This window comes from Mesorhizobium sp. M7D.F.Ca.US.004.03.1.1, assembly GCF_003998635.1.
Classification (GTDB): Bacteria; Pseudomonadota; Alphaproteobacteria; order Rhizobiales; family Rhizobiaceae; genus Mesorhizobium; species Mesorhizobium loti.
The window spans coordinates 1-1,782 of record NZ_RZQG01001095.1 but is presented as its reverse complement, the minus strand read 5'-3'; the positions used below and the strand labels follow the sequence as shown (position 1 = coordinate 1,782).

Sequence of the window (1,782 nt, the reverse complement as noted above, 5' to 3'; positions counted from 1 at the left end):
GTGCGCGACTGCATCACCGCCGCCGCCAGTTCGGCGACCGGTGATTTCCGCACCACCTCGACGAATTCGGGGATGCGCTCCCAGTTGCAATAGTCGTCGAAGAAACTGCCGCGACCGTTGGCGATGTCGGACGCGGTTTCGCTGCGGTTCTGCATGTTGCGCTCGATGCCGGCGGCAATCGTGTCGACCCAGCCCTTGAAGGCGCCGCGAATGCAGACAGCACCGTCACGCTGATAGTCGGCGATGGTGCCCGCATCGATCATGGAGGCGTTGGAAGTGTGGGTGGCAGCTTGGGAAGCCATGGCGTTCTCCTCTTGGAATGAACCGACTATCGCAACCCTCATTCATTCAGTAAAATAATAACTTTCCATCCAGCACATAGAGTTTCCTTATGAATGTGACCCTCACGCAGTTGCGCTATCTGGTCGCCGTGGCGCGTCATGGCAGCGTCACCGGCGCGGCCAAGGTGCTGAACGTTTCGCAGCCGTCGATCTCGGTGGCCATTGACGCCGTCGAAAAGAATTTCGGCCAGAAACTGTTTGTTCGCCAGCGGGGAAGCGGCGTGTCGCCGACATCGTTCGGCCGCGCCGTCGTGGCCAAGGCAAGACAGGTTCTCACCGAAACGGAGGAACTCATCGGCCTGGGCTCAAGCAAATCGGCTGTCAGCGGAGAACTGGTGCTAGGATGCTTCGAGGATCTGGCGCCGTTCTTCGCGCCGGCCCTGCTGCGCGCCTTCTCCGAACGCTATCCAGCCGTCAAGGTCGTCGTCCGCGACGAAACCTTCGAGACGCTTGGGCGGCGGCTCGGCGATGCGGCCATCGATCTCGGCCTCACCTATGACCTCAGCCTGCCGACGCATTTCGCCCGCATCCTGCTGCGCGAACTTCGCCCGCATGCGTTGTTGCCGGCAGGCCATGCCCTGGCCGACCGCCCAACAGTCAGCCTTGCCGATCTGGCCGCCTATCCGCTGATCACCACGGACCAGCCGCACAGCTGGCAGCACATGCTCGACCTGTTTCGCAGCCGCGGCCTTTCGCCTGTGGCCGACACGACGACAAGCTCGTTCGAACTGCAGCGCTCCATGGTCGCCAACGGCTTCGGCGTCGCGGTCAGCTATACCCGCCCGCACGGTGACCGGAGCTATGACGGCCTGCCGCTCATCTGCAAGCCACTGTCGGATCCGCTGCCCATGCAGCGGATCTTGCTCACCTACGACACGCATCAGCGTGTGTCGAATGCGGCGCTGTCCTTCATCGACGTGGCCAAGGGTTGGTTCGCCACCCGCGACATCTTTGCCTCGTGAAAGGCTGACGGTCGCCGCTTCTCCGCTTGCCGCTTGACGGTTTCCGCCGCTGCTGCCACTCCATGGACATGGAACCTATCCAATCGAAAGCGGCCCAGGGCCGTGTCGCCGATGCGCCGAACGGCCACTGGGTCTATCGCGTGCTGCCGCGCTCGGTATGGCCCTATGCGCAGCTCGCCCGGTGGGACAGGCCGATCGGCTGGCAGTTGCTGCTGTGGCCCTGCTGGTGGTCGGCTGCCCTTGCGGCGAGCGCCTATCCGCGTCCCGGCGACCCGCTGCTCTCGCTGCTGCCGGCGCCCTGGTATCTCGTGCTGTTCCTGGCCAGCGCCATCGCCATGCGCGGCGCAGGCTGCACCTACAACGACCTCGTCGACGAGGACATCGACAATCAGGTCGAGCGCACGCGCTCGCGGCCGCTGCCGTCCGGCAAGGCCACGCGCCGGCGGGCATGGGTTTTTATTGCCCTGCAGGCCCTGGTC

At 64.3% G+C, this 1,782-nt stretch carries 3 protein-coding genes; 2 read left to right on the top strand and 1 reads right to left on the bottom strand.

The features are described 5' to 3' along the window. On the bottom strand, positions 1-302 hold a 302-nt coding region (locus EN935_RS34270), incomplete at its 3' end, for a phytanoyl-CoA dioxygenase family protein (RefSeq protein WP_206534640.1). Positions 303-391: 89 nt separating this feature from the next. On the opposite strand from EN935_RS34270, the gene EN935_RS34265 reads away from it, so the two are divergent. After that, positions 392-1,303 carry a LysR family transcriptional regulator gene (locus EN935_RS34265; RefSeq protein WP_127265733.1) on the top strand — a complete coding sequence of 304 codons (912 nt, stop codon included), beginning with the start codon at positions 392-394 and terminating at the stop codon, positions 1,301-1,303. A gap of 68 nt (positions 1,304-1,371) precedes the next feature. Next, positions 1,372-1,782: UbiA family prenyltransferase (locus EN935_RS34260; RefSeq protein WP_164771614.1), on the top strand; the 411-nt coding region annotated here is incomplete at its 3' end.

What these genes read in the sequence shown, in the direction of transcription:
- EN935_RS34265 (WP_127265733.1), top strand. Translation starts at nt 392, where the DNA reads ATGAATGTGACCCTCACGCAGTTGCGCTATCTGGTCGCCGTGGCGCGT.